This window comes from Streptomyces sp. WMMB303 (genome assembly GCF_029351045.1).
In the GTDB taxonomy this organism is placed as follows: domain Bacteria; phylum Actinomycetota; class Actinomycetes; order Streptomycetales; family Streptomycetaceae; genus Streptomyces.
In genome coordinates, this window is sequence record NZ_JARKIN010000001.1 from 2,547,290 (window position 1) to 2,573,728 (window position 26,439).

At 75.3% G+C, this 26,439-nt stretch carries 15 protein-coding genes; 4 read left to right on the plus strand and 11 right to left on the minus strand.

Going from position 1 to position 26,439, the window contains the following annotated elements; all coding sequences use genetic code 11:
• Nucleotides 1-199: 199 nt before the first annotated feature.
• Nucleotides 200-2,656 (plus strand): bifunctional glycosyltransferase family 2 protein/CDP-glycerol:glycerophosphate glycerophosphotransferase, encoded by a 2,457-nt coding sequence (locus P2424_RS11460; RefSeq protein ID WP_276475653.1) that lies wholly within the window; start codon nucleotides 200-202, stop codon nucleotides 2,654-2,656.
• Nucleotides 2,554-4,983, plus strand: coding sequence for a bifunctional glycosyltransferase/CDP-glycerol:glycerophosphate glycerophosphotransferase (locus tag P2424_RS11465; RefSeq protein ID WP_276475654.1), 2,430 nt, complete (start codon nucleotides 2,554-2,556; stop codon nucleotides 4,981-4,983). The genes P2424_RS11460 and P2424_RS11465 overlap by 103 nt, the downstream gene beginning before the upstream one ends.
• Here P2424_RS11465 and P2424_RS11470 read toward each other — a convergent pair.
• The 7 genes from P2424_RS11470 to P2424_RS11500 form a co-directional block, all read right to left on the minus strand.
• Nucleotides 4,976-6,109, minus strand: coding sequence for a glycosyltransferase family A protein (locus tag P2424_RS11470; RefSeq protein ID WP_276475655.1), 1,134 nt, complete (start codon nucleotides 6,107-6,109; stop codon nucleotides 4,976-4,978). The two genes, P2424_RS11465 and P2424_RS11470, sit on opposite strands and share 8 nt — an antisense overlap.
• A complete protein-coding gene (locus P2424_RS11475; protein WP_276478932.1) occupies nucleotides 6,106-7,386 on the minus strand; it encodes a nucleotide sugar dehydrogenase in 1,281 nt (426 codons plus the stop codon). Before P2424_RS11475 ends, P2424_RS11470 begins: the two co-directional genes overlap by 4 nt.
• A complete protein-coding gene (locus P2424_RS11480) occupies nucleotides 7,271-9,139 on the minus strand; it encodes a glycosyltransferase family 4 protein (RefSeq protein ID WP_276475656.1) in 1,869 nt (622 codons plus the stop codon). Before P2424_RS11480 ends, P2424_RS11475 begins: the two co-directional genes overlap by 116 nt.
• A 57-nt stretch (nucleotides 9,140-9,196) precedes the next feature.
• Nucleotides 9,197-11,983: a glycosyltransferase gene (locus P2424_RS11485; protein ID WP_276475657.1), complete on the minus strand. Its 2,787-nt coding sequence runs from the start codon at nucleotides 11,981-11,983 to the stop codon at nucleotides 9,197-9,199.
• A complete protein-coding gene (locus P2424_RS11490) occupies nucleotides 11,980-13,155 on the minus strand; it encodes a Gfo/Idh/MocA family oxidoreductase (RefSeq protein ID WP_276478933.1) in 1,176 nt (391 codons plus the stop codon). Before P2424_RS11490 ends, P2424_RS11485 begins: the two co-directional genes overlap by 4 nt.
• A 167-nt stretch (nucleotides 13,156-13,322) precedes the next feature.
• Nucleotides 13,323-14,441 (minus strand): DegT/DnrJ/EryC1/StrS family aminotransferase, encoded by a 1,119-nt coding sequence (locus P2424_RS11495; RefSeq protein WP_276475658.1) that lies wholly within the window; start codon nucleotides 14,439-14,441, stop codon nucleotides 13,323-13,325.
• Nucleotides 14,442-14,637: 196 nt separating this feature from the next.
• The gene (locus P2424_RS11500; protein WP_276478934.1) at nucleotides 14,638-15,291 is read right to left on the minus strand and encodes an acyltransferase; all 654 of its coding nucleotides are present in this window, start codon (nucleotides 15,289-15,291) and stop codon (nucleotides 14,638-14,640) included.
• Nucleotides 15,292-15,725: 434 nt separating this feature from the next.
• On the opposite strand from P2424_RS11500, the gene P2424_RS11505 reads away from it, so the two are divergent.
• Complete coding sequence (locus P2424_RS11505) at nucleotides 15,726-17,636, plus strand: hypothetical protein (protein ID WP_276475659.1); 1,911 nt, start codon at nucleotides 15,726-15,728, stop codon at nucleotides 17,634-17,636.
• A gap of 37 nt (nucleotides 17,637-17,673) precedes the next feature.
• Here P2424_RS11505 and P2424_RS11510 read toward each other — a convergent pair whose 3' ends face one another.
• The 3 genes from P2424_RS11510 to P2424_RS11520 all read right to left on the minus strand — a co-directional run bounded on the left by P2424_RS11510 (nucleotide 17,674) and on the right by P2424_RS11520 (nucleotide 21,476).
• Nucleotides 17,674-18,609 carry a class I SAM-dependent methyltransferase gene (locus tag P2424_RS11510; RefSeq protein WP_276475660.1) on the minus strand — a complete coding sequence of 312 codons (936 nt, stop codon included), beginning with the start codon at nucleotides 18,607-18,609 and terminating at the stop codon, nucleotides 17,674-17,676.
• 135 nt (nucleotides 18,610-18,744) lie between these two features.
• Nucleotides 18,745-20,187 (minus strand): hypothetical protein, encoded by a 1,443-nt coding sequence (locus tag P2424_RS11515; RefSeq protein WP_276475661.1) that lies wholly within the window; start codon nucleotides 20,185-20,187, stop codon nucleotides 18,745-18,747.
• Entirely contained in the window at nucleotides 20,187-21,476 is a 1,290-nt protein-coding gene (locus tag P2424_RS11520) for an acyltransferase family protein (protein WP_276475662.1), read from the minus strand. The genes P2424_RS11515 and P2424_RS11520 overlap by 1 nt, the downstream gene beginning before the upstream one ends.
• Nucleotides 21,477-21,655: 179 nt before the next feature.
• Between P2424_RS11520 and P2424_RS11525 the strand changes: the two genes are divergently transcribed.
• Nucleotides 21,656-24,088: a glycosyltransferase family 4 protein gene (locus P2424_RS11525; protein WP_276475663.1), complete on the plus strand. Its 2,433-nt coding sequence runs from the start codon at nucleotides 21,656-21,658 to the stop codon at nucleotides 24,086-24,088.
• Here the strand turns inward: P2424_RS11525 and P2424_RS11530 are convergent.
• The gene (locus P2424_RS11530; RefSeq protein ID WP_276475664.1) at nucleotides 24,046-26,367 is read right to left on the minus strand and encodes a hypothetical protein; all 2,322 of its coding nucleotides are present in this window, start codon (nucleotides 26,365-26,367) and stop codon (nucleotides 24,046-24,048) included. The two genes, P2424_RS11525 and P2424_RS11530, sit on opposite strands and share 43 nt — an antisense overlap.
• Between the last annotated feature and the right edge of the window lie 72 nt (nucleotides 26,368-26,439).

Below are 26,439 nucleotides of genomic sequence, written 5' to 3' on the forward strand. Positions count from 1 at the left end.
CAGGCGGGGTTCCGGGGCGTCGGGAAGCTTGCTCCGGACCGGGCCGAGGACGGCGCTCCGGATCGGACTGCGCGGGGGACTCGCTGGGGCGGGACGGCGCCGGGATGTGCCCTCGTCCGGCGTATGGGATAAATCAGATGATTCACCCCTGTCGAGCGAGACAGCCGCCCCTGCTCCCCGTCGACCCCGCGGAACCGCCATGCCCCGTTTCAGCGTGATCGTCCCCGCCCACCAGGTGCAGGCCTATCTGCACGAGTGCCTGGACTCCGTGCTCGGGCAGTGCTTCGGGGACCTCGAACTCATCGCCGTCGACGACTGCTCACCGGACTCCAGCGGCGAGATCCTGGACGCCTACGCCGCAGCCGACCCGCGGGTGACCGTCATCCATCTGGCGGAGAACATCGGCCTCGGCCCGGCACGCAACACCGGCACCGCCCGCGCCCGCGGCGACTACGTCCTCTACCTCGACAGCGACGACACCATGGCCCCGGGCGCCCTGCGCGCCCTGGCCGAACGCCTGTCGGAGACCAGCGACCCGGACATCCTGCTGTTCGACTTCGCTCCCGCCTACTGGGACGGCTCGCTCGGCCCCCCGGCCCACCCCGAGCTGCTCGCCCCCCGCGCCGGGCCCGGCGTGTGCACCCTCGACGAGCGGCCCGAGCTGCTCCGGCTCACCGCCGTCGCCTGGAACAAGGCGTACCGTCGCGCCTTCCTGCTCCGCGAGCGGCTCGCCTTCCCGCCCGGGACCTACGAGGACACCCCCTGGACGTTCCCGGCGCTGCTGACCGCACGCGCCCTCGGCACGCTGGACCGGGTGTGCGTGCACTACCGCCAGCGCCGTGGCGGCAGCATCCTGACGACCACCGGGCGCCGCCACTTCGATGTCTTCGACCAGTACGACCGGCTGTTCGCGTTCGTGGCGACACGCCCCGGGCTGGACCGCTGGCACCACCTCCTCCACCAGCGGATGACCGACCACTTCGCCACCATCCACAGCACCCCCGGCAGACTGCCCGGCTCGGCGCGCGCCGAGTTCCTGCACCGCGCGCGGGCGCACTGCCGCCGCCATCGCCCGGCACCCGCCGCGGAGCGCCCCGCCGCGCCGCCGGGCAGACGGCTGCGCCGCCTGCTGGTACGGCACGGGGCACACCACGCCTTCCGGCTGCTCGCGCACACGGGCCGGGCCCGCCGCCTGCTGGGCGCCCGGCTGCGCGGCGCCCGCCGCGTACTGCGCAAGGCGCTGCTGCGGGGGCACTACCTGCTCCAGCGGCGCCGGCCCCTCGATCCGCGCCTGGCCGTCTTCTCCGCCTACTGGGACCGCGGCTACTCCTGCCACCCGGCGGCCATCGAGGCCAAGGCACGCGAGCTGGTGCCGGACATCCGCACCGCGTGGATATGCTCCCCCGACCACGCGCACACCCTTCCGCCCGGCGTGCGGCGGCTGCGGCCGGGCTCGGCGGCGTACTGGACGGCGCTCGCCCGGGCCCGCTTCCTGGTCAGCAACGTCAACCTGCCGCACAGCTACCGCAAACGGCCCGGCCAGCTCCTCCTCCAGACCCACCACGGCACCCCGCTCAAGCACATGGGGCTCGACCTGATGGCCTACCCGGCCGCCGCCGACGGGATGGATTTCGGCAGGCTGCTGGAGCACACCGACCGCTGGGACTTCAGCCTCTCCGGCAACCCGCACTCCACGCTGGTGTGGGAGCGTGCCTACCCCTCGCCGTACACGACGCTGGAGTTCGGGCACCCGCGCAACGACGTCCTGCAGACCGCGACCGCCGCCGACGTCGCCCGCCTCCGCACCGCGCTGGGCATACCCGACCGGGTGACGGCCGTGCTGTACGCGCCCACCCACCGCGACCACCAGCCCGGTCGGCAGCCGTGGCTCGACCTGGCGCGGCTGGTGGCCACGCTGGGCCCGTCCTTCGTCGTCCTGGCGCGCGCCCATTACTTCCACACCGGCCAGGGGCTGCCCTGCGAGCCGCCCGGCGGGCTGCTCGACGTATCGGCGCATCCCTCGGTCGAGGAGCTGTTCCTGGCCTCGGACGTGCTGGTCACCGACTACTCGTCGCTGATGTTCGACTACGCCAACCTCGACCGGCCGCTGGTGGTGCACGCCCCCGACTGGGAGACCTACCGGGACACCCGCGGCACCTACTTCGACGTGACGGCGGCCGCGCCGGGCCCGGTGGCCCGCAGCGAGGACGAGCTGATCGACATCCTCGCCACCGGCGCCCACGCCACCGAGCACGCACGCGCCCTGCGCGCCGCCTTCCGGCAGCGGTTCTGCCCCTGGGACGACGGGCACGCGGCCGAACGCGTGGTCCGGCACGTCTTCCTCGGCACCGGAACCGGCACCGGAACCGGCCCGGGCCGCGGCACCGGCTCCGCCGCCGCGCCTCCGGGCGCCGCCGTCCCCGCGGCGGTGCCGCCCCTCGTACCGCTCGCCGAGCGGCGTCCCGCGCCCGCGCCGGGCTCCGGCGGCGGGTCCGGACCGGGCGCCGCACCCCGCACGCCTCTTGCTCCCCCCGCAGCGAAGGACTGGTGGTCATGCCCCGCTTCAGCGTCGTCGTACCGGTGTTCAAGGTCCAGGGCTACCTGCGCGAGTGCCTCGACTCGGTGCTCGGCCAGTCCTTCACCGACCTGGAGGTGATAGCCGTCGACGACCGCTCCCCCGACCACAGCGGCGCGATCCTGGACGAGTACGCGGCCCGCGACCCCCGGGTGCGGGTGCTGCACCTGGCCGAGAACGGCGGACTGGGCCGGGCCCGGAACACCGGTGTGGACCACGCACGCGGCGACTACCTGCTCTTCCTCGACAGCGACGACAGCTTCCTGCCGGGCGCCCTGGCCGCGATCGACCGGCAACTGGACGCCTGCGGTAGCCCGGACGTGCTGGTCTTCGACCACCAGCGCTCCTACTGGGACGGGCGGGCCGAGGCGAGCTGCTTCGGCGACCAGCTCGCCGGCGTCGGCACCCAGACCTTCACGGCCGCCGAACACCCCGAGCTGCTCACCCTCTTCCACGTCGCCTGGAACAAGGCCTACCGGCGCGCCTTCTACCTGCGCGAGGGGCTGCGCTTCGAACCCGGGCTGTACGAGGACGCGCCGCTCTCGAACGAAGCGCTGGTGTGCGCCGGGTCCATCGGCTGCCTGCCGCGCGTCTGCGTCGACTACCGGCAGCGGCACCAGGGCGCCATCACCCGCTCCCCCGGCCGGGCGCACTTCGACATCTTCCCGCAGTACGCCTCCCTCTTCGCCTTCCTGGAGCGCCGTCCCGAACTGGCCCGGCACCGGCCGCTGCTGTTCGAGCGGGCCGTCGCGCATCTGGTCTTCTGCCTCCGGCGCAAGGAGCGGGTGCGCCCGGCCGACCGGCGCGCCTTCTTCCGGGAGGCGGCGCGGCTCTACCGCGAGCAGGTGCCCGACGGCTTCACGCCGCCGCCGCGAAGGGCACGGGACTGCCGGCTGCTGGCCCTCGACGCCTACCCGCTGTTCGCGGCGCGGGAGGCGGTGCGCCGCAGCGCCGGGCGCGCCCGGTCGGCGGCGCGCGCGGCCCGCCCGCAGCTCGCCCGCGCGGGGCACCGCCTCTACTACGCCGTGCAGCGGCGGCTGCCCGGCTATCCGGATGTGGCCGTCTACTCCGCGTACTGGAACCGCGGCGTGGCCTGCAACCCGCAGGCGATCGAGGCCGCGGCCCGGCGGCTGGCGCCGCGGCTGCACAGCGTGTGGGTGGTACGCCCGGACGCGGTACCCGCGCTGCCGCCCGGCACCGACCACGTGGTGCCCGGCTCCCGGCGCTACTGGCGGATGCTGGCCCGTGCCCGGTACTTCGTCAACAACGTCAATTTCCCCGACCACCTGGTGAAGCGGCCCGGCCAGGTGCATCTGATGACCCACCACGGCACCCCGCTCAAGACGATGGGCCTGGACCAGCAGCCGTACCCGGCGGCCGCGCAGATGGACTTCGGCAAGCTGCTGCGCCGGGTGGAGCGGTGGGACGTGAGCCTCACCGCCAATCCGCACTCGGCCGAGGTGTGGGACCGGGTCTTCCCCTGCGGCTACCAGGACCTGTCGGCCGGCTATCCGCGCAACGACCGGTTCACGACCGCCACCGCGGAGGAGGTCGCCGCGATCCGTGCCCGGCTCGGCATCCCGCGCGGCCGGATCGCCCTGCTGTACGCACCGACGGCACGCGACTACCGCAGGGGCTTCGTCCCCCGTCTCGATCTGGAGCGGCTGAGCGCGGGACTGGGCGAGGAGTACGTGCTGCTGGTGCGCACCCACTACTACTACGGGCGGGACGCGGTGCTGCGCGACCTGCACGCGCGCGGGCTGGTGCGGGACGTCTCCCGGCACCCCTCGGTCGAGGACCTGTGCCTGGCGGCGGACGCGCTGATCACGGACTACTCGTCGCTGATGTTCGACTACGCCAACCTCGACCGGCCGCTGGTCGTCCACGCGCCCGACTGGGAGAGCTACCGCGACGCCCGGGGCACCTACTTCGACCTGCTCTCCGGACGCGCGGGCGAAACCCCCGGGCCGGTCACCCGCACCGAGGACGAGCTGACGGCGGTCTTCCGCAGCGGCACCTGGCGCGGCCCGGAGGCCCGGGCGCTGCGCGCTGCCTTCCGGGAGCGGTTCTGCCCCTGGGACGACGGACACGCCGCCGAACGCGCAGTGCGCAGGGTGCTGCTGGGCGAGGACGCGGCGGCGCTGCCGCCGGTGGTGCCGCTCGCGGAACGGCGTCCGGCGCCCACCCCGGAGCAGGCCGAGGCGGCCCTCGCGGCGGAGGCGGCAGGACCGGCGGCGGACAGGCCGGAAGCGGCGGAACGGGAAGCGGCAGGGCCGGACGCGACGGAGGAGGGGCGGGACGCGGCCGGCACCGGGGCAGCCGGGGCGCGGCCCCGGGCCCGGAAGCTGGGCGCCGTGACCGGGGGTGCGGGCGGTACCGAGCCGCCCGCACCCGAGGCGCTCAACTGACCGGCTGCCGGCCCCCGTCCCGCGGGGGCCGGCCGGCCCCGCCCGGGCCGCGCAGCCAGCGCACCAGCGAGGCGCGACCCGCGGGCGTGACCGGGCGTGGCGTCCGCTCCGGGTCTGCGGCGATCTCGGCGCACAGCGCGGCCACGTCGCCTCGCCACGCCAGTTCCAGGGTGCGGCGGCGGCGCGGGTCGAGCCGCTCCAGCACCCCGTCGCCGTATGCGCCGATCAGTCGGGCCGCCCCGGTGCACACTGCCTGCCGTACCTCGTGGTCGAGGGCGGGGAAGTCCGCGCCGAAGAGCTGGAAGACCTCGACGTGGAAGTGCCGCTTGTGGAAGGCGTCCCGCAGCGGGCCGGGCGGCAGGAGGCGGCAGGCGGCCTCGAAGAGCCGCTCGGCGCAGTGCAGCCGGACCTCGGGCCCGGAGCGGTAGGTGATGTTGCTGGAGTCGGCGCGGCGGACGGCGAAGTAGTGCGGCTGGTCGGCCAGCACGGAGATCCGGGCCGCGCGCACGCATGCCTCCAGCACGAACGGCTGGTCGCTGAAGGCGGGCATCGACGCGTCGTAGCGGATGCCGTGCTCCTCGATCAACGAGCGGCGGAAGAGTTTGGTGTTGGACAGCGCCCACGGCAGTCCGTCCCCGACCAGCCGGATCATCGGCGCGGAGCGGCCGAACACGCCGGTGGGTACGGTGCGTTCGCCGACCGGGACCATCTTGCACAGCAGCACGTCCGACCGGCAGTCGTCGGCCATGGCCACCATCCGCTCCAGCGCCTCGGGGGCGAGGTGGTCGTCGGCGCCGAGGAAGAAGACGTAGCGCCCGCGCGCCTGCTCCAGGCCCTGGTTGCAGGGCGTTGCCGGGCCGCCGGAGTTGGGCCGGCGCACGGTGCTGAACAGGTCCGGGTGCTGCGCGGCGAAGCGCTCGATCTCCTCGGTGCTGCCGTCGGTGGAGCCGTCGTCGACGACGATCACCTCCATCCGCCGCGGCCCGATCGTCTGCGCGACGAGTGAGGTGAGGCAACGGGTGAGGTAGGGCATGGTGTCGAAGGCGGCGACGACGACACTGACGTCGGGGCAGGCCGTGCCGTCCGGTCCGGCGGCCCCGGACGCCGCCCGGGTGCCGGCGCTCATACCGCCACCGCCTCCCGGCCGCCGCCGTCCCCGAGGACGACCCGCCGCACCCCCGCCCACAGTGCCGGGTCGGTGACGCGGCGGCCGTCGACCAGGACCCGCACACCGGGCAGCCGGTCGGCGGACAGCTCCCGGTAGGCCGCGTGGTCGGTCTGGATCACGGCCGCGGTCACCGGCTGGCCGGTGTGCGGGCGCAGTCCCATGTCGGCCAGTTCGTGCGGCGCGTAGAGCGGGTCGGACACGTACGGGCGGGCGCCCCGCTCGCGGAGCGCGGCCACCGTGGGGAAGACGCCGGAGAACGCGGTCTCCTTCACTCCGCCCCGGTAGGCCGCGCCGAGCACCAGCACCTCGGCGCCGCGCAGTTCGCCGTAGGCGTCGGCCAGCAGGTCGACGGCGTGCGCGGGCATGGCCTCGTTCGCCTCGCGTGCGGCGCGGACGACGGCCGCCTCCGGGTCGTTCCACAGGTACATCCGCGGGTAGACCGGGATGCAGTGGCCCCCCACCGCGATGCCGGGGCGGTGGATGTGGCTGTAGGGCTGGGTGTTGCAGGCGTCGATGACGGCATCGATGTCGACACCGGAGCGGTCGGCGAACCGCGCGAACTGGTTGGCCAGCGCGATGTTGACATCCCGGTAGGTGGTCTCGGCGAGCTTGGCCAGCTCGGCGGCCTCGGCCGAGCCCAGGTCCCACACCCCGTTGGGCCGGGGCAGTTCCTCGCGGACGTCGAAGTCGAGCACCGACTCGTAGAACCGCACCCCGTCCTTGGCGGAGTGCGGGCCGATCCCGCCGACCAGCTTGGGGTAGCGGCGCAGGTCGGCGAAGACCCTTCCGGTGAAGACCCGCTCGGGGGAGAAGACCAGCGAGAAGTCCCGCTCGGGCAGCAGCCCCGAGTCCTGCGCCAGCAGCGGCGCGAACCGGTCCCGGGTGGTGCCCACCGGCAGCGTGGTCTCGTAGCTGACCAGTGTGCCGGGGCGCAGCCCGGCGGCGACGGCGCGGGTCGCGGCGTCCATCGCCCGGAAGTCGGGCGTACCCCGCTCGTCGACGAACAGCGGGACGACGAGCACGACGGCCTCCGCGTCGGAGACGGCCGCGGCGGTGTCGGTCGTCGCCGACAGCCGGCCCGCCTGCACCGCCTCGGCCAGCCGTTCCGCCAGCCCCTCCTCACCGGGGAACGGCACCGCCGCGTCGTTGACGCTCGCGACCACGCGCGCGTCGGTGTCCGCGCCCGTCACCTGATGCCCCTTGGCCGCGAACTGGACGGCCAGTGGCAGCCCGATCTTCCCGAGCGCCACCACGCAGATCCGCATTCCCGTCTCCTTCCGGCTGCTCCTGATGGTCGGGTCGCTCCGGCGCCGCCTGGTGCAGCAGCCGCGCGTAGATCCGGTCGAGCGTGCGGGCCTGGGCCTCCCAGGTCCACTGCTCCAGCAGGCCCGGGCGCTCGTAGGCCGCCCGGTAGCGCTCCGGAGCGCCGAGCACCGCCCGCACGGCGCGTACGTAGTCGGCGGTGTCCTCCGCGCGGAAGACCTCGCCCTGGCCGGTCTCCCGGGTGGTGGCGGCCATCGTCCGCACGTCGCTGACCACCAGCGGCAGCCGGGCGTGCGCGTACTCGAAGAACTTGGTGATCAGCGCGATCTCGTGGTTCGTCCAGTGGTGCAGCGGGATCGCGCCCGCGTCCGCCTCCGCGAGGAAGGGGACGACCTGGCGGTAGGGCACGTACGGCAGGACGTGCAGCCGTTCGGCGGCCCCCAGCTCCGCGGCCCGCGCGCGCAGTTCGCGCAGGTACGGGGCCGAGGGCCGGGGCACGACCAGCGCGGTGTGCGCCTCGGGCAGGTCGGCCAGCGCCTCCACCATCGTGCCCAGCCCGCGCTGCGGGGCCGCCGCGCCGCTGTAGACGACCAGCGGGGTGCCGGCGCCGATGCCGCACAGCGCGCGCAGGCTCGGCACGGCGCCCCCGTCGGCCTCGCCGACCCCGCCGGCCCCGCTGTCGGCCGCCCGGGGCCGGGTGCTCGCGGGCGCGGGATGACCGGTGGTGGTCGGGCCGGTGGTGGTCGGGCCGGTGGTGGTCGGGCCGGTGGTGGTGTGCGCCTCCGGCGCGTTGAGGACGACGGCCGGCTCCTCGGCGAGCCCGTGTGCCTCGCGCAGCAGCGCGGCCAGGGTGCCGGAGACGGTGACGGCGGCGTCCGCGCAGGGCGCGTACTCGCGCTCGTGCGCCAGATGGGCCGGCAGCCACCGCACGTCGTGCTGCCAGGGCCGGACACCGGGCAGGTACTCGTGCGCGTCCCACACCAGCTTCACCGGACGCCCGGCGGCCGCCGCCCGGACCTTGGCGCGGGCGCCCACCCCCAGCATCCGGAAGTCGTGCGCGTGGATCAGGTCGGGCCGCAGCTCGTCCACCACCCGCCCGTAGGCGAGTTCGAAGTCGTAGAGACCGGGCCACAGCCGTCGCCAGCAGCGCTCCTTGCGGACACGCCGCCACCCGGCCACGGCCGCCCGGTCCAGCGGGGTGCCGGCGCCGCGCAGCGCCGTCCCCCGGTCGAGCTGGCGGGTGCGGAACGCCACCCAGCGCTGGGCGAGCCGGGCGGCGGCCCGCGGACCGGCCAGCCGCACCGCGGCGTACGGCACCGACCGCCGGTCGGCGGCCAGCGCCGCGCGGCGGGTGCGCAGTTCGTCGCGCCACGCCTTGACGCGCTGCGCGCGGTAGGGCGCGGTGCCCGGCCGGTAGGCGAGCGGCCGGGTCAGCAGGGGGCGGCGGGCCGTGCGCGGCGGCCGGTCGAGCGGAGTGGGCACGGGCAGCAGCCGCACCTGCGCTCCGCCCAGCCGCCAGGACGCGGGCCGCCCGTCGGGGGAGCGGCCCAGCAGCACCACCTCCCATCCGGCCGCGGCGGCCGACCGGGCGGTCTTCTGCACCCGGGAGTCGCCCTCCACCCCGTTGCACACCAGCATCACGATCCGGCCCCGCCGCCCGGCGGGCGCGGCCGGCTGTTCCGCTCCCGGTGTGCCGCCCGTACCGGCGCCGCTGTCGAACTCCACGGGTGTCCCCTTCTGTTGTCGGCCGCCGCGCACCGCCGAAGCCGGCGGCGCGGGTGCTCAGCGCAGGAAGCCGTCCAGTACGTCAGCCGTGTAGCTGCCGTCGTGGTAGGTGCGGACGTACTCCGCGGACTCCCGCGCGGTGCGCCGGGCGAAGTCGCGGTCCTCCAGCAGCGACTCGAGGGCGCCGCGCAGGGTGGCGGGGGTGGCGTTGACGATCGGGGGACGGATGCCGACCGACCGGTGCAGCCGCTCGTCCAGGAAGGCGATGACGGGCCGGCCGGCGGCCATCCCCTCGCAGGCGAAGGTGCCGTAGGTGCCGACGGCGAACTGGTCGACGACCACGTCCGCGCCCTTGACCAGCTCCCGCACCTCGCTCCAGGGCGCCCCGGTCAGCATCCGGAACTCGATCAGGCCGCGCCGGTCCATCTCCTCCAGCACCGGCACCACCTTCTCGGTGCCCTTCGTCCACCGCTTGGAGGGCGCGTGCACCACCACGGGCCGGGAGCGCTCCATGGCGGGCCGCTCGCTCGCCCAGCTCCCGGTGTCGACCACCAGCGGCGCCCAGCGGGCCCCGGGCAGCTCCTCCAGCAGGTCGGGGGTGGTCACGAACTGGGGCAGTCCGCTCTGCGCCGCCGCCCGCCGGTTGCGGGCGCTCTTCCTCGTCAGAGCCTTGAGGACGGCCTCGTCGGCGGCGTGGAAGAGGGAGTGCTCGTAGCGGCTCATGTGCCGCTGGGGGTCGCGCACGTCGCTGCCGTGCGCCAGCAGCGCCACCTTGATCCCGGCGGCGGACAGCGAGGGCAGGTCGTCCTGGATGTGGCCGCCGTTGAGCCGGCCCAGCGCCGGGGTGAAGGAGTCGGCCAGGTAGTGCGTGTAGGAGCCCAGCACCCGGCGCGCCCGCTCCAGTTGGAAGCCCAGATCGCCGGTGCGCTCGCCGATCGCGTAGATGTCGGCCGGGTAGATGACGCTCTCGTCGTGGGTGTGCATCACGACCTCGGCCGACAGGTCCTGGCGGCGCTCGCACAGCGCCCGCGCGAATCCGGCGAGCTGACCGGCCGAGTTGGCGCAGCCCAGACCGAGCCGCACCGGGGTGCCGCCCAGCGACCGCCACGCGGACGGCGCAGCCCCGGACTCCGCCTGCTCCGGGGCGGCGGCACGGGCCGGGTGGCCCAGTCCGGGCTGCTCGGCTGCGGACCACGGCACGCCGCGGGGCGCCAGGCGGGCCGCGGCGGCCGGTCCCGCGAGCTGTTCGTAGAGGTCCAGCAGTCCCGCCGACTGCTGTTCCCAGGACAGCTCCCGCAGCAGCGGTTCGGTGATCCGCGCGGCCAGCGTGCTCCGCTTGGCGAGGCCGCGCTGCACGGCCGCCACGAAGGAACGGACATCCTCGGTCACGAACACCTCGCCGACACCGGTGCGTTCGACGAAGTTGCGCAGCGTGCGCACCCCGCTGGTGACCATCGGCAGTCCGGCGTGCAGATACTCGGCCGCCTTGGTCGGCAGCGAGATCTCGCAGTTGGGCACGTGCCGGAAGCAGACCAGTCCGAGGTCGGCGGAGGAGAGGTAGTCGGGCACCTGCTCCTGCGGCACGTAGGGCACCACGTGCACCCGCTGCCGGACGCCCAGCTCCTCGGCGCGGGCCAGCAGCCCCTGGAGCGTGGCGTTCTCCTTGCCGGCAACCAGCGCCAGATGGGCGTGCGGCAGCTCCGCCAGGCCCTCGACGGCGGTGTCCAGACCGCGCTCGGGGCCGATCCACCCGGCGTAGACGAGCAGCGGCACGTCGGGGCTCAGCCCGCACACGTCCCGGACGCGGACGCACTCGCCCGCCGTGGCGCTGACGGTCTCGCGGACCGGCGCGTTGGCGACGACCAGCGGCTCGGCGGGCAGCGTGTACGCCTCGCGCAGGATGCCGGCCAGCTCCTCGGAGACGGTGACCACCGCGTCGGCCCGGCCGATGAACTCCTCCTCCACCCCCGGGAAGGCGCTCGCGCGCACCGCGTCGGGCCACTCGACGCCGCGGACGTACTCGTGCGCGTCGTACAGCCAGCGGGTGGGCACACCGCGGGCCCGCAGCCGGGCGGCGCTGCGCGCGCCCACGGCGATCATCAAATGGTCGTTGGCGTGGATGACATCCGGTTCCAGCTCCTCGACGACCGGGCCGAACGCCAGGTCGATGTCGAGCAGTTCGGGCCAGTCGATGCGCCAGTCACCGGTGGGCCGCGTCGCCCCCGCGACCTGCCGGCGCTCCCACCGGTAGGCGCGGCCCCGGCCCCGGTGCGCGTACCGGCGGGCCCGCACCCAGCCGCGGAGCGCCTCCCGGGCGAGCTGCCGGGCCAGTGCGGCGGCCCGCGGCTCCCGGGGTACCGGCCGCTCGCGTGCGGGGCCGCCGAGCCAGCCGACACGTGCCGTCTGCTCGCGCACCCAGGCCGCGTGCGCGGCCCGGGCCCGCACCCAGGCGGCGTCGTCGGGCAGCCCGAACTGGGTGAGCCGGCTGCGCACTCCGGGGCGGCGGCGCTCGGCGGCGACCACGGCCCGCAGATGCGCCGAGACCGGCACCTTGATGACGCGGACCGGGCCGAGTACCGACTCCTCGCGCCGCCGGGAGGGGCTGCGTCCGACCAGCGTCACGTCCCAGCCCGCCCGGGCCGCGGCGATGGCGGTCTTCTGCACCCGCGAGTCCCCGGCGATGGTGTTGCCGACGACGACGGCCAGCCGCGGACGCCCCCGGGGACGCTCCTCGCCCTGCCGCGCCGCGCTCCCGGCCATCCGCCCGGCGGCCGCGCCGGGCGCCTCGGGGGCGTTGCTGCCGCGCGCCGTCCGGCGCCGGATGCTGCGGTGCGTGTGCCTCATGCCGTGTGCTCCGCGATGGTGGGGGCCGTCGGATCGTGGGAGGCGACCGCTTCGTGGGAGGCGACCGCTTCGTGGGGCGCCGGTCCGCCGGGGCCCGGCGCCGCGGCGGACGTGCCGACGGGAGAGGCCACCACGAGAGGCTCGAGCGGCTCGGCCGCGTCTCCCGCAGCCGGAGGCGCCGCGCCGCGTACCCGGCCCGCTTCGCGTGCCGACTCCAGCACGGCTGCCGACACCTCCACCGTCCGCAGCCCCTCGCGGGCCGTGACGATGCCGCTGCCCGCACCGGTGCCCTCGCGCACCGCGTCGCGGAACCGCTCGTGCTCGACGAGCAGCGGTTCGCGCTTGGGGAACGCGTACCGCACCGCGTCGCCCTCGGCGACCCCGCGGAAGGCGCGCAGGGCCTCCCACTCGGTGGCCACCGCGCCGTTGGCGTGGAAGGTCAGGTCGGCGGTGAGGGTGTCCGCGACGAAGCAGCCCCGCTCGCCCGTGACGGCGGTGAAGCGCTCCTTGAGCGGGCTGAGCCAGTTCACCAGGTGGCTGACCATGGTGCCGCCGGTCAGCGAGCCGACGACGGCGACCATGTCCTCGTGCTCGCGGCCGCTCTTGGAGACGGTGCGGGCCGAGAGCGAGGCGTAGCCCTGCCCGGTGATCCAGCTCGTCAGGTCGATGTCGTGGGTGGCCAGGTCCTTGACCACGCCCACGTCGGCGATGCGGTGCGGGAAGGGCCCCTGCCGCCGGGTGACGACCTGGAAGAGGTCCCCCAGCTCTCCCGCCTCCAGCCGGGTGCGCAGTTGCTGGAGCGCGGGGTTGAACCGCTCCACGTGGCCCACCCCGGCGACCAGACCACGCTCCTCGAAGGCGTGCACCAGCCGCCGCGCGGCCTGTGGCGTGTGCGCCAGCGGCTTCTCCAGCAGTGCGCACACGTCGTGCGCGGCGAGTTGCAGGCCGACTTCCTCGTGCAGCGCGGTCGGACAGGCGACGACCGCGTAGTCGACGCCGAGCGCCAGCAGGTCGGCCACCTCGTGCAGCACCGGCACGCCGGGCGGCAGGGGTCCGGCGTGCGGGGCTCCGGCCGGGTCGACGACGCCGACGAACTCCACGCCGTCCAGCGAGGAGAGGATCCGCGCGTGGTTGCGGCCCATCACCCCCAGTCCGACGAGTCCGGCGCGCAGCCGCCGCCCCGAGCCGTGCCCCGCGTGCTGCTCCTCGGTCGCGGCGGCCTCGGCGGTCCCGAGGCCGGACCCCGCGCGGGGCGCGCGGGCGGTCCTGGGCTCGTTGGCCGCGGGGGCCACCGGGGCGGCGGACACGGCCGGCGGCGCAGAGGCCGCCCTCGCCGCCGTCACTTCGTCACCCCGGCCCGGCTCGCCGCGCTGTTCGCCGCGGCCACGATCCGGTCCAGGTCCTCGGGTGTGAGTGCGGGGTGCACGGGCAAGGAGAGCACCTCCGCCGCGGCCTGGTCGGTGACCGGGAGGTCGGCGCCCAGGTGTGCGTAGGGCTTCAGCCGGTGGATGGGGGTCGGATAGTAGACGGCGCACCCCACGCCGGCGGCCTGCAACTCGCGCTGGACCGCGTCCCGCACGGAGGAGCCGCCCGGTACCCGGACCGTGTACTGGTGGAAGACGTGCCGGGCGCCGTCGGCGACCTGCGGGGTGACCAGCCCGCCGGTCAGGCCCGCGTCGAGCGCCTTGGCGTTGGTGCGGCGCTGCTCCGTCCACTCCGGCAGCCGTTCGAGCTGCACCCGGCCGATGGCCGCGGCCACGTCGGTCATCCGCATGTTGGCGCCGACGATCTCGTTCTCGTACCGCTGCTCCATGCCCTGGTTGCGCAGCAGCCGCAGGGTGCGGGCCCGCTCCGCGTCCGGGACGACGACCATGCCGCCCTCCAGGGCGTGCATGTTCTTCGTCGGATAGAAGCTGAAGCAGGCCGCGTCCCCGAAGGCGCCCACCGGCCGCCCGTGCAGTGCCGCCGCGTGCGCCTGGCAGGCGTCCTCGACGACGGCCAGGCCGTGCCGCTGCGCGAGCTGGGTGAGGCGGCCCATGGGCGCCGGGTGGCCGTACAGATGCACCGGCAGCAGTGCGGCGGTACGCGGACCGACGGCGTCGGCGGCGGCGTCCGGGTCCAGGCAGAAGGTCTCCGGGTCGATCTCCGCGAAGACGGGTTCGGCACCGGCGAGCCGCACCGCGTTCGCCGTGGCGGCGAACGAGAACGAGGGGACGACGACCTCGTCGCCCTGCCCGATGCCGAGCGCGAGCAGCGCCAGGTGCAGCGCGGAGGTGCCCGAGTTCACGGCGACGCACGGGCGGCCCTCGACCAGTGCGCCGAACTCTTCTTCGAAGGCCGCCACTTCGGGGCCCTGGACCACGCGGCCGTCGCGCAGGACCCGTACGGCGGCGGCGACCTCGTCGTCCCCGAGCACGGGTTTGGCGGCCGGAATCGTGGGCTTGGCAGCCGGAATCATGTCTTTTCGCAGCCCTTGCATGCGGATGTGCCCTCCGGTTCCCCCGGCAGATTCGCCCTATGTGGACCCGCATCCGGCCCTCCTCTTGCATGATTTGCGTACAAATCACCCGGATCGCCTACACCGGCACCCCGGACGAGGGCGCACCGGCGCCCTCCGCGCGCGCTCCGTCACCGAACGGTCGGCCCGGCCCCCCTCACGAGCGGCCCCGCGCCCCGGCCCCGTGCTCCACGGGCCGCACCTCGCGGAGCCCGGGGCCGCCCCCGGCCGCGCCGGCGGCACCCTCCTCGGGCTGCTCCCGGTACCGCTCACCCGTCCTGGGGCACTCCCACTCACCCGGCCGCTCCGGCACCGGACGCAGCCGCACCCCGGAGCGGCCCACCCAGCCGACGCGGCGCGCCGGAACCCCCGCGACGAGGCCGAAATCGGGAACGTCGGCCGTCACCACGGCCCCCGCCGCCACCATGGCCCAGCGGCCGATCCGTACCGGCGCCACACACACGGCGCGCGCACCGAGCGAGGCGCCGTCCTCGACCGTCACCCCCACCGCCTCCCAGTCCCCCGCCCGCTTGAGCGTGCCGTCCGGCTCCACCGCACGCGGGGCGCGGTCGTTGGTGAGGACCACGGCCGGTCCGACGAAGACACCGTCGCCCAGCACGGCCGGCTCGTACACCAGGGCGTGGTTCTGCAGCTTGCAGCGGTCGCCGATCCGGACCCCGGCACCGACGTAGGCGCCCCGCCCGACCACGCACTCCGCGCCGACCTCCGCGTCCTCGCGCACCTGCGCGAGCTCCCACACGGTGCTGCCGTCCCCGACGGCGGCCCGCTCGGAGACCTGCGCGCCCGGCATCGCACGGAAGCCCCCCGCCCGCGTGTGATGCGGCGGCCGGAAGGACGAGGCCGGCCGGTCGGCAGCGGCCGGATTCGGAGTCACCGGGTTCGGGGAGACCGGGTCGGGGGTGGGATCGGCGATGGGCATGGCGGCTCGCTCTCTGTGCGGGACGGTACGGGGACGGAACGACACGGCGGACGCGGCAAAAGCGTCGGGGCCGGCGGTCCGGGACCGCTTCGGCGGGGCCGGGCCGCTCCAGATCCGGTCCGGCCCGGCGAACCGGCCCGAGGCCGAATATGGCCGCGGCACAGGGCATGTCCGACGACCGGCGCGCGCGGCGCACCAGGAGTCCGCCCGCTTCCCCGCGGCACCCCTCCGCCGACCGGGTGAGCGGCGCCCCGGCGGCGCGCCGCAGGCACGGGGCCCGGCGGGCCCGGGGAGAGGCTGGCGGTATGTCGCGCTCGGATGAGATCCCCGTCCCCCAACCGGCGCAGAGACCTCGGGCCTTCGGCCTGCCCGGCACACTGGTCCAGCGCTGGAACGCGCTCGCCGTCCTCGCCTGCGGCGCGACCGTCCTCGTCCTGGGGTACCGGCACCGCTGGACCAACGACGACGCGCTGATCTACACCCGCACCGTGCGGCAGATCCTGGCGGGCAACGGCCCGGTCTTCAACGTCGGCGAGCGCGCCGAGACCTCGACCGGCACGCTCTGGCAGTGGCTGCTCGCCGCCGGGAGCACCGTCCCCGGAGTGGACGACCCGCTGCGGCTCGCGGTCGCCCTGGGACTGCTGTGCACCGTGGCGGGCTTCCTGCTGGCACTGGACGGCACCCGCCGGATGATCCGCCTGCACCGGCCCGCAGGCGCGCTGCTGCCCGTCGGCGTACTGGTGCTGCTCCCGCTCTGCGCGACCTGGGACTACGCGACCTCCGGGCTGGAGAGCGGGCTGACCTTCGGCTATCTGGGCGGCTGCTGGTGGCTGCTGGTCCGGGCGCGCTCGGAACCGGATCCGGAACAGGGCGGGGACCGGGAGGCGCCGGCGCCCCGCGGGCTGCGGCAGGCGCTCACGGCACCCGGACGGGCGCTGCCCGCCACCGCGTTCGTGTTCGGCCTGGGCCCGCTGGTGCGGCCGGATCTCGTGCTGGTCGGCACGGTGTTCCTGGTCGCACTGTGGGTGGTGCGGCGCCCCCGGCCGCGCACCGCGCTCGCCTGGGCGGGCGTGGCGGTCGCGCTGCCGGGCGGCTACGAACTCTTCCGCGCCGGGTACTACGGCGTACTCGTCCCGCTCCCCGCCATCGCCAAGGAGGCCTCCGGCAGCCAGTGGGGCTACGGCTGGTACTACCTGCGCAACACCCTGGACCCGTATCTGCTGTGGGTGCCCCTCGGCTTCCTCGCCGCGTACGGAGTGCTCCACCTCGTCCGTACCCGACACGGAAGCCGAATCCGAAGCGGCAGCAGCAGAGACAGGACCGGGAGCGCTGACGCGAGCGGCGGCAACGGCAGCGCGCCGGGCGCGCCACGCGGGGCCGACGCCGCGCTGGTGGTGGCGCCCGTCGTGGCCGGGCTGCTCTCGGCGCTCTTCGTGGTGAAGGTCGGCGGCGACTTCATGCACGGCCGGATGGTGCTGCCCGCCCTCTTCCTGCTGCTGCTGCCCGTCCTCCTGCTGCCGTTCGGTCGTGCGGCGGCCATGCTGACGGCGGCGGTGGCGGGCTGGGGCCTGGTCTGCCTCGTCGCGCTCCGCCCGCCGCTGGGCAGCCTGGAGGACGAGCGGATCGTCTTCGACTCGCACAGCGTCTACCAGCGGGCGTTGGGCGCGCACCATCCGGTGAGCCAGTACGACCACACCGCGGCACCGCGGGACTTCACCCTGGTGGCGCAGCAGGCCGTGCGCGAGGGCGGGCACACGCTGGTGCTGCGGCTGCCCCGCGACGCCGGGTTCCCGCTGGTGCCGCTGGCACCCGGGGTGCGGGCCCCGGTCGCGGGCGCGGAGGCGCGGCTGGGGCTGGCCGGGGCCGTCCTCCCGCTGGACGGCCGGGTCGTGGACATCCTCGGCCTGGGCAATCCGCTGGGCGCCCACACCGAACCCGTCTCGCACCGCAAGGCGGGGCACGAGAAGCCGCTGAACCGCGCCTGGGTCCTCGCCGACCTGACCGCGCCGGGCGCACCGGTGCCCCGGGGCGTCGACCCGCGCCGGGTGCGGGCCGCCCGGCACGCGCTGACCTGCGGCCCGCTGCCCGACCTCCTCGACTCGACCCGGGCACCGCTGACCCCGGACCGCTTCTGGAGCAACCTGCGGGGCTCCTGGTCCCGCACCACCCTGCGCATCCCGCCGGACCCGCTGGTGGCCGAACGCCGGCTGTGCTGAGCGCGCCGAGCCCGCCGAGCCCGGTCGCGGCAAAGGGTCAGCGGCGGGCGCGGCGCACGGCGCGGGTCATCAGCGGAGGCAGCAGATCGACGGCGAGCCGCCGGACGGCCGCAGCCCGGAGCGCGGCCCCCCGGGAGGTACCCGAGTCGGCGTGCCGTGAGACGGGCAGCACCGGCGGGTCGGCCTTGCGCGCCCCCACCAGCAGCAGCCGCCGACCCGCGACCTCCTGCCACTGCAGCCGGCACTTGCCGCGGGCCCGCAGCTCGGTGTGGAGGGCGTCCTGCCAGGGTTCCGGGTCTCCCCAGGTGCCGTAGAACTTGTGGCCGGACACGCAGACCGGCCGCAGCCCGTCCTCCAGCACGGCCTGCCAGGTGGCGCAGGCGACACCGGGTGTGTGGTCGGAGCGGTAGTCGTCCAGGACGACGAGCCCGGCCGGACCGAGGGCGTCCCGCGCGGCGGCGATGTCCCCGCGCACATGGGGGTACAGATGTGAGGCGTCCACGTGGACGAAGCGGCAGCTGCCGTCCGTGACCTCGTCGGGCACCGCTGTCGTCGGCGCCTGCAGGATCCTCGGCAGCTCGTCGTGGAAGGAGAGGTAGTTGGCCTCGAAGGCACGCCGGGTCAGCGTGGGGTAGGAGCGCCGCAGTTCGCGCCCGTTGGCGTCGTCGGGCGCGGCCTCGGAGTCGAAGAGGTCGCAGACGGTGAAGCGTTCGTCCGGACCGTTCAGGTATCCGCCGGTCAGGACGGCGCTCTTGCCGAGATAGGCGCCCATCTCCAGCAGGTCGCCGCGGTGCCGGAGCTCGCGCTGCCGGGTCAGGAACCAGTCGAAGAGGATCAGGTCCGTGCGGTAGAACCAGCCGGGCACCTCCTCGAAGGTCCGCGGCCGGGGCGGTTCCCGGCCGTCAGCGGCGTCGGCGTCGGGGGCTTCGGCGGCGTCGGGCAGAGCCCGGCCGGACGAGGCGGTGGTCGTCATGGGAAGGCGCTCTCCTCGGTACGGGTGCATACGGGCGTCCCTGAGACCTGTACCGCCCGCCGGGGCGCGCCGGAGCCCGCCGCGCCGCACGTCGGCAGAGCTTCGGCGAGCCGCTGCGCCGCGGCCATCCGGGGTTCAGCCGCCGTTCGCGACCCGGCCCGGCACCCGGGTCCCGCCCGCGCGGGGTGCCACGGCCCGGCCGCCCGCCGGCCACCGGCCGCTTCCGCCCTGTGGGGCGCGCTCCCGGGGGAGCCGCGCCTCGGGCGCCGCCGCGTCGCCCGCTTCCGGCACGGCCCGCCCGTGCAGCCACCCGGGGAACGACGGTTCCACCAGCGGCCAGAGCACCTGCCGCACATGCGGCAACCCCAGCAGCATCGTGAGCCCCACGCCCAGCACCGTCGTCCCCACCACCGCCAGCAGGCCACCGGTGACCACCACCTGATAGCCGCCCGTCTGCCGTACGGCCTCGACGACGAGCCCGTGCAGCAGAAAGGGGTAGAGCGCACCGGCACCCAGCACGGTGTAGCCGGTGCGGCGTGCGGGGACCAGCGCGAGGAACGCGGCCACGAGCACCCCGCCGAGCACGAACAGCGCGAGCCGCACCCCCACGTACGGCAGCGGACGCAGGCCCAGTTCGTGGGCGCCCGCCTCCATCAGCAGCCAGTCGCGGCTCACCCGGGGCGCCGCCCACCAGGCGCCCGCCGCGGCGGCGGCCAGCACCGGCAGCGCCCACCTGCGCGCGGCGCGGTTGCGCAGCGGGCGCAGCCGGTCGGCGCGCAGCCGCAGTCCCAGGACGAACCACGGCCAGTACATCAGCAGCCGGGACAGGGCCAGTTCGTCCCCCAGGTCGGTGAACCCGGCGGCGACCGACAGCAGCGCGGCGAAGACCACCGGCCAGCGGACGGCCCGCCACAGTGGAGCCGTCAGCCGCCAGACGAACAGCGCCAGCAGGAACCAGCACGCGAAGGAGGGCCGGGTCGGGGTGACGGCGAAGGGCTGATCCCAGAAGAGGGCGCGCATCCCGCCGAAAGCCGCCTCGAAGACGAGGTAGGGGACCAGCAGATGGGTCAGCAGCCTGCGCATCTGGTCGGGCCGCCCGGCGAAGTTCCGCGAGAGATGGCCGCACAGCAGCGCGAGGGCGGGCAGGTGGAAGGAGTACACCAGCAGCGAGGCGGCCTCGACGCCGCGCATGGCGTCGGCGACGGGTGCCCAGTTGTGCTCCAGGACGACGAGGAGGACCAGCAGGAACCGCGCGTTGTCGAGGAACGGGTCGCGTCCGCTCTGCCGCCCGGCCGCAAAGGCGCCGCGGGCCCGCCGGTGGGCTCCCTGGGCCGGTCTCCGGTGGGGTCCCTGGGCCGCTTCCGCCGGCCCGGCGGGGTCGCCTTCGCGCACCCCTCGGGCCTCGTCCGCCGCGCCGCCGGAGCCGCCCGGCCCGACGCAGGAGCCCAGGGCCGAGACCGTGGGCCCGTACCGCGGCGCGGCGTCGCCGTCCGGCGGCGCGGTGCCCGGCGGGGCCGCGGCGCCGGGTGCCGTGCGCGACGGTGTCACGAAGGTGTCGGTGAAAGGGTCCCAGGCCATCACGCCGTCCTTGGCTCACTCGTTCCGGGCGAGCGTCCCCGGCGCCGCGGCCGGGTGAGACCCGGCACCGGTGGCTCGATGAGGGGCCGCGCGAGCCGCCGTACGGGCGCGGTCGACAGCAGTACGGCGACGGCGGCTCCGCAGACCGTCAGCAGACCGGCACCGAGCGGGCCCAGCGGACGCAGCGGCGCGTCCCAGCCGTAGCCGTGCGCGGCGGTGGTCAGCAGTCCGTGCAGCAGGTAGGGATACAGCGTCACGGCGCCGAACGCGGTGATCCACCGGGTGCGCCGGGGCACCACGGCGAGGAAGGCGCCGGTCATCAGGGCCGTCACCGCGAACAGCGCGAGCCGCACCAGCAGGTAGGGCAGCGTGCTCGCGCCCAGTTCGGCCTGGCCGTGGCTCATCCACAGCCAGTGCACATCGGTGACCGGCGCGAGGGCGTACGCCGCGGCGCCGCCGGTGGCGAGCACCAGCGGGGCGCACCACCGCAGCGGGACGCTGGTCCGCAACCGGGCGAAGTGGGCGGGCCGCAGGGCCAGTCCGAGGACGAACCACGGCAGGAACATCAGCACCCGGGGCAGCGCCAGGTCGTCCCCGAGGGTGGAGGTACCGGCCGCGAGGGAGACGAGCACGGCGACCGGCAGCGGCCGGGGAATCACCCGCCACACGGGAACCGTCAGCCGCCAGACGAAGAGCGCGGCCAGGAACCAGCACACGAACGTGGGCTCGGTCAGCGTCAACCGGAACGGCTTCCCCCAGGCGGCGGTCTCCGCCGCGGTGTAGAGCACCTCGAAGACGAGGTACGGCACCAGCACCCCGGCCACGAGTTTGCGCAGCTGTGCGGGGCGTCCGGTGAAACCGCGGGAGAAGTAGCCGCTCAGCAGGATGAAGGCGGGCATGTGGAAGGAGGAGATCCACAGATAGCCGGCCTTGACGGTGCGGGAGCCCTCGACGAGCCCCATGGGCCAGGTGTGGCCGATTACGACGAGCACGATGAGCAGGAACTTCGCGTTGTCGAGGAACGGGTCCCGGGCGGGGCGCTCCGCGCCGTCGGCCACGCCGTCGGCATCTGCCGCGCCGTCGGCGGTGCCGTGGACCGCACCGTCAGGTGCCCCGGAGCCGGCCGGCGCCCCTGGGTCCACCGGCGCCTCGGGGGCGACCGCAGACGCCGTTCCGGCTGCCCCCGCGGCCCCCTCGGCGCCCGGGCCGTCCGCGGGCACGCCGGAGCCGGCGGGCGGGCCGCCGTCGGTGCCGCCCGGTCCGGCTGGGTCGATGATCTTCGAGGCCATTGATCGGACAGTAGGCGCGGCGGCGGCCCATCCGGTCGCGGCATGCCGCCGCGAGGGCCGAACGAGGGACATACGAGTGTTACGAGCGCATCCCCTCCCTTTTCGCACCTCAAATAGTCGGTGGAAATCGTCTGTTTTCGAGCATGCGGACATGCAGCACGGAGAAGGGGAAGCCGCGGATGAAGATCGTGTTCCTGCTGGACAACGCCTACGGAATCGGCGGGACGATCAGGTCGACGGTGAACCTCTCCGGAGCGCTCGCCGATCGACACCAGGTGGAGGTGGTCAGCCTCCGCCGGTCACGCCAGGAGCCGGCACTCGACTTCGACCCCCGCGTCACCCTCAGCTCCCTCATCGACCTGCGCCGCTCCTCCCCCGGCTACGACGGGGACCACCCGGACTACCGGCGGCCCAGCGAACGCTTCATCGAAGGCCGCGACCACGTCGAGCGCGGCATCGCCACCCGGCTGGGCGACCTGCGGGTGCAGGAACTGCTGGAGCGGTTGGACGCGGACGTCGTCATCGGTACCCGGCCGAAGATCAACGACTACCTCGCCGCCTACGGCACCGACCGCTACCTGCGCATCGGGCAGGAACACCTCACCCACGCGATGCACAGCGACCACATCCGCAGCCACCAGGACGCCGCCCTGGCCCACCTGGACGCCTTCGTCACGGTCTCCTACGCGGACGCCGCGGACTACCGCGCCGCCCTGCCCGAGGTGCGGACCGAGATCACCTGCGTGCCCAACGCGGTACCCCCCTCGCAGGTCGAACCCTCCGACGGGGAGGCCAAGCTCATCGTCGCCGCGGGCCGCCTCATCAAGGTCAAGCGGTACGACCGGCTGCTGCGCGCCTTCGCGCTGGTCGCCGGCGTCCACCCGGACTGGTCGCTGCGGCTGTACGGGCGCGGCCCGCAGCAGGACGCGCTGCGAGCCGCTGTGAACAGCCTCGGCCTCCACGACCGCGCGTTCCTGATGGGCGTCCACTCCCCCATCGAGACCGAATGGGCGAAGGGCTCCATCGCGGCCGTCTCCTCCGACGCCGAGTCCTTCGGCATGACCCTGGTGGAGGCCATGCACTGCGGCGTCCCGGTCGTCAGCACCGACTGCCCGTACGGACCGGGAGAGATCATCACCAACGGCGAGGACGGGCTGCTCGCCCCGCTGGGCGGCAGCGAGGAGACGACCGTACGCGGCTACGCCGACGCCCTGCTGCACCTGATCGAGGACCCGGACCTCCGCTCCCGGATGGCCGGCGCGGCCCGGGAGAAGGCCGCCCGCTACTGCCCCCGGCGGGTGGCGGGCGAGTACGAGGCCCTGATGACCCGGCTGCTGGCGGGCCGCCCCGGCGCGGCTCCGACAGCGAGGACCGCCCGGCCGACCGGGTACGCGCAGGCAGCCGGAGACGCGCGGACCGGGCCCGGAGCACCGGGCGGGTCCGCTGCCCGGCAGCCCGCATCCGCGGTGTCCACCCCCCGCACGGGCAGACGTGTGCACCTCGCACGGAGCGCCCGCCGCTTCGTACCGCGGGCCCTCGTCCCCGCGCTGCGCCCCCTGGCCCGCGCCCTGCGACTGGACGGAGGCGCGCCGGGCGGCGCCGCCAAGGGGATGCGGCGGCCGGTCGCCCGGGTGCGGGCCGAGCGGGACGGGGCGCTGCTGATCCGGCTCCGGGCCGACACGCTCCCCAAGGGCCCTGCCGTGCTGTCCCTGCGCCCCCGGCACCGGGACGACGCCGCGCCGGTCCGCCTCCCGCTGCCGCCCCGCGACCGGGCGGACGCGGACGGCTGGGTCGCCCTCCGCCTGGAGCGCTCCGGAACGGACCTGTACGAGGCCCGGTGGGACGTCTACGTGGAGCGCGCCTCCGACGGCACGGCCAGGCGCGTCAAGGCCCTCCTCGTGGAGACGGCGCACCTGCTGTCCATGCCGGCGCCGCTCACCGAGGACGGCACCCTGAACCCCCGGATCCCCTACGTCACCAGCGACGGCTACCTCGCCGTGCGCGCCTGGTCCCGCGCCCGGCACGCGGAAGTCACCTCGATCGAGATGGGCGAGCACGGCTACACCCTCACGGCACGGCTCTACGGTCAGGGCACGCGCCCGGCGCTGTCACGACGCACCGAGGAGCTGTCCGGCGGGCCGGTGCTGGCGGCGGTGCCACGCGACAACCCGCGCCAGGCGTTCGAGTTCCCCGGGCGGTGGAGCGGTGACGGCGCGGAGGGCGGCGGCCACCCGGACACCGTGCGGCTGGAGCTGCCCTTCGAGCTGCCCGCCGCGTTCGCCGACGGCGCCCCGGAGGGCGTCTGGGACCTGTGGCTGCGCCCCGGCCTCGGCCCCGAGAGGATGCGGATGGGGCGGCTGCTGGGCGACCTGCCGGACCGCAAGAAGACCGACGTCACCCCGCCCACCCGGCTCGGCGACAGCGGCCAGGCCGTGCAGCTGTACTTCTCGCTCAACAACAACCTCGTCCTCGCCCTGCGGAGCCTCGCCCCGCACCCGGCGGAGCAGGTGCGGCAACCCGGCGCGGAACAGGCCGCCCGGAGCGGGGCCGCGGCGGACACCACAAGCCGTCAGGACCGGTCATCGGCACGTAGCGCCTCGACCCGCGCCTGATCCGGACCGTCCTGCGCCGCGCCAGGGCCGCCGCCCTCCCGCACATGCCGGGCGCGGACCTCGGCCTTCCGCGCCAGGGCCTGCACGGCACGGTCGAAGCGGACCAGCGAGGGCGGTTCGGCCGGGCCGAGCAGCCGCACCTTCAGCGCGGCACGGGCCGGGGCGTACGGGTCCTCCTCCGGATGCCGGACGGTCCGCAGCAGCCCGGGAACCCCCGCGCCGTCCGGGCCCAGCACGGTCGCCGCCCGCACGGTGGGGAAGGCGCGACGGAAACCGTCCTCGTCCATCCCGCTGGTGTTGACGACCGCGTACGGCTTCTCGCTGCTCAGGTAGTCCGAGACCACCGAGGAGACGTCCGAGACGAGCACGTCGGCCTCGTTGAAACAGCTGAACAACCCTGGCCTGGGTCCGTCCACGACCTGGTGCAGCCCGGCGGGCCGCGCCGCCCAGTACGCCTCCTCCCACCTCCGCAGAGCCTCGGCCGTCGCGCGGGCGCGGCCCGGCTCGGGCGCCTGCTGACGCAGCATCCGCTCCACCTCGTCCGCGTGCTGCCGCAGGTCGCCACGGGTCAGTTCCTCCAGCGCACGGGTCGCCTCCTCCAGCGCGGCGACCGCCTCCGGATCCGGCTGCGCACCGCCCTGCCCGGCGCCCGCGCGGAGGACCAGCGCACGGATCCGCCGGTCGGCGGCGCCCGCTCGCGGGTCGATCGACCCGGTCATCGGGTGCGGCTTGTACAGCAGCCGCACCTTCGGGTCGGCCAGCAGCGCCCGGACGATGTTCTCCCCCGCCGTGAGCACCGAGGTGTTGCCCGGATCGTCGGTGAACCCCTCCCAGGTGGGCGCGTAGAGCACGGTCAACCGCCCGTCTCCGCCGCCCGCCGCGCGCTCGTCGGCGTGCCGGATGGGGGTGAGCTGGGGGCGGCCGACCTCGACCACGTCCCTGTCGTCCACGCCGACCTCGGCGAGCTGATAGCGCTCGCGGGCGGCTTCCCCGGCGACCCACACCTGGTCGTATGCCTTGGCGTAGGGGTTGCAGGAGGAGAGCTTGTCGGACTCGCCGTGGTTGATGAAGGCGTGCTTGAGGGTGGGGATCCGCAGCGCCTGGGAGGTCTTGCCGGAGTTGGCCGGGTGCAGCAGCACCTTGAGCGTGGAGTGCTCCAGGTGCATCAGATGGGAGACCTTGGGGATGCAGACGATCGGGACGTCGGTGGCGTCGATCTTCTGCACCATGAACCGCTCACGCAGCACGATCAGCGGCCGCCCCTGCAGCTCCGCCAGCGTGGAGAGCCACATGTTCGCCTGATACGCCGACGTCGTCCCGCCCGAGAAATACATCGCCACCGTCGGCCGGTACTCCGCCAGCCACCCGTCCAGCCAGGCCAGCGCCTCCTCCTCACCGGCCACCCGCCTGCCGGGCAGCAGCCGCCGGGCCAGGTGGGCGGTCCCCGCCAGCAGCCCGGCGCAGCAGCCCCAGGCCGGAACCGACGCCCACACCGGGTCGCCGGACGCGGCCGAGGCGCTCATCCCGGCCGTCGTGAGCGCCGCGACGGCCGTCAGCCGCACGGTCGCCCGCTGCGCGAACAGCGCGGGCGGGGCGGGCGAGAGCCGGAGCGCGGAGGTGTCGATGTTGCGGGTGACCACCGGAAGCCGGCGCCGGTCGCGCACCGCGGCAGCGACGGCCTGACAGGAGAAGTGCAGGAGCCAGCAGAGCAGCACCGCGCCCGGCAGCAGCGCACCGGCCCCGGCCGGGTGCAGCACCCCCAGCCCGCCCAGCCCGCCCAGCAGCAGCGCGTCCCGCAGCAGCTGCCGCACGGGCGGGGTGAACTGCGCCCGGCGCAGCTCCCGCGCCACCGGCTGCGCACCGTAGGGCAGCAGCACATCGGTCAGCAGGCCGAGCAGCGCACCGGCAACGACGAGGGAGGCGTGCGGGGAGGCGATGCCCAGCACCTGGAGGAGATAGCCGACGGCCAGCAGCACCAGCGCCGCCGCGGACCCGGCCCGGTGCCGCAGCACGGCGCGGCGCTGCCGCCGCAGCGCCGCGCCGCCCTCGGCACGGCCCGCACGGTGCACGGCCACCGCCGTCCCGGTGCCGGAGCGGTCGCTGCCGCTGACCGGGTCGAGTACGAGGGTGTCGGCCTCGTCCATTCCCGGGGGTCCGCCCGCGGCATGCTGCCGCGGGCCGCCGCCCCCGCCCGCACGGCTGCCTCCGACCGCGTCGCCGTCCTCGTGCGCGCCGCTGTCGTCGTTCGCGTCGTCCACTCCGTCCACTAGCGCACCCACACTTCACGGTAGGCAGCACCGGCAGCGCCCGTCGCGGCACCGGCGGCCGAACGCGTGACCGCCGCGGCGCGG

Excerpts from the sequence above, each read along its gene's own strand:
- P2424_RS11525 (WP_276475663.1), top strand. The coding sequence starts at position 21,656 with ATGAAGATCGTGTTCCTGCTGGACAACGCCTACGGAATCGGCGGGACG.
- P2424_RS11500 (WP_276478934.1), bottom strand. The coding sequence starts at position 15,291 with ATGCCGGGCGCGCAGGTCTCCGAGCGGGCCGCCGTCGGGGACGGCAGC.
- P2424_RS11510 (WP_276475660.1), bottom strand. The coding sequence starts at position 18,609 with ATGACGACCACCGCCTCGTCCGGCCGGGCTCTGCCCGACGCCGCCGAA.
- P2424_RS11505 (WP_276475659.1), top strand. The coding sequence starts at position 15,726 with ATGTCGCGCTCGGATGAGATCCCCGTCCCCCAACCGGCGCAGAGACCT.
- P2424_RS11515 (WP_276475661.1), bottom strand. The coding sequence starts at position 20,187 with ATGGCCTGGGACCCTTTCACCGACACCTTCGTGACACCGTCGCGCACG.
- P2424_RS11465 (WP_276475654.1), top strand. The coding sequence starts at position 2,554 with ATGCCCCGCTTCAGCGTCGTCGTACCGGTGTTCAAGGTCCAGGGCTAC.
- P2424_RS11520 (WP_276475662.1), bottom strand. The coding sequence starts at position 21,476 with ATGGCCTCGAAGATCATCGACCCAGCCGGACCGGGCGGCACCGACGGC.
- P2424_RS11485 (WP_276475657.1), bottom strand. The coding sequence starts at position 11,983 with ATGAGGCACACGCACCGCAGCATCCGGCGCCGGACGGCGCGCGGCAGC.
- P2424_RS11495 (WP_276475658.1), bottom strand. The coding sequence starts at position 14,441 with ATGATTCCGGCTGCCAAGCCCACGATTCCGGCCGCCAAACCCGTGCTC.
- P2424_RS11470 (WP_276475655.1), bottom strand. The coding sequence starts at position 6,109 with ATGAGCGCCGGCACCCGGGCGGCGTCCGGGGCCGCCGGACCGGACGGC.
- P2424_RS11460 (WP_276475653.1), top strand. The coding sequence starts at position 200 with ATGCCCCGTTTCAGCGTGATCGTCCCCGCCCACCAGGTGCAGGCCTAT.